Origin of the sequence: Nguyenibacter vanlangensis (genome assembly GCF_013376155.1) — a bacterium.
Taxonomy (GTDB): Bacteria; Pseudomonadota; Alphaproteobacteria; order Acetobacterales; family Acetobacteraceae; genus Gluconacetobacter; species Gluconacetobacter vanlangensis.
Map to the genome: position 1 here is coordinate 1 of NZ_JABXXP010001028.1, position 783 is coordinate 783.

Consider the following 783-nt stretch of genomic DNA (forward strand, 5'->3'; position numbering starts at 1 on the left):
GGCGTGCCCGACGCCTATCTGGACCTGGTGCGCCGGGCCGGGGCGCCCGCCGCCTATCCGGGGTCGCCGCTGATCGCCGCGATGATGCTGCGCCCGCAGGACAGGCTGGTCTGCTGCGAACTGCATCCCGAGGACAGTCGCGCGCTGCGCGCCGTCTTTGCCGGCAATCCGCAGGTTTCGGTCCATGCCCGCGACGCCTACCAGGCGCTGGGCGCGCTGCTGCCGCCGCGCGAGGCGAAGCGCGGGCTGGTGCTGATCGACCCGCCGTTCGAGCAGCCGGACGAATTTGCCCGGCTGGCGGCCGGGATCGCAGCGGCGCACCGGCGATTCGCCACCGGCATCATCGCGGCATGGTATCCGATCAAGAATCGCGCGCCGGTGCGTGCCTTCCGCGATTCGCTGCGCGATTCGGGGATTCGCGACATCGTGGCGCTGGAACTGACCCTGCGGCCGCCGCTGGACCCGGCGCGGCTGAATGGCAGCGGGCTGGTGGTGGTCAATCCGCCCTATGGCTTTGTCGAACAGGGACTTTCGGCGCTGCGGGCCCTTGCCCACCTGTCCCCGGATGGGACAGGAGAGGCCGGCGCGACGCGGATCGCCGGGGAATAGGCCGGGAAGCGGGGCCCAGGAAACGGGGGCCAGAAAACAGGGCCCAGAAAACAGGGCAAGGGAGCAGGGTCATGAACGCGACACGCATAGCCGTCATCGGGGCCGGGGCCTGGGGCATCGCGCTGGCCGTCCAGGCCGCGCGGGCCGGCGCGCGGGTCCATCTGTGGGCGCGGC

1 protein-coding gene and 1 pseudogene are annotated in these 783 nt (G+C 71.9%); both read left to right on the plus strand.

Annotated features, from left to right (window positions below):
• Positions 1-609: 23S rRNA (adenine(2030)-N(6))-methyltransferase RlmJ (gene rlmJ / locus HUK84_RS20980; protein WP_176641898.1), on the plus strand; the 609-nt coding region annotated here is incomplete at its 5' end.
• Positions 610-680: 71 nt separating this feature from the next.
• Positions 681-783: pseudogene (locus HUK84_RS20985) on the plus strand (NAD(P)H-dependent glycerol-3-phosphate dehydrogenase); the annotation flags it as partial.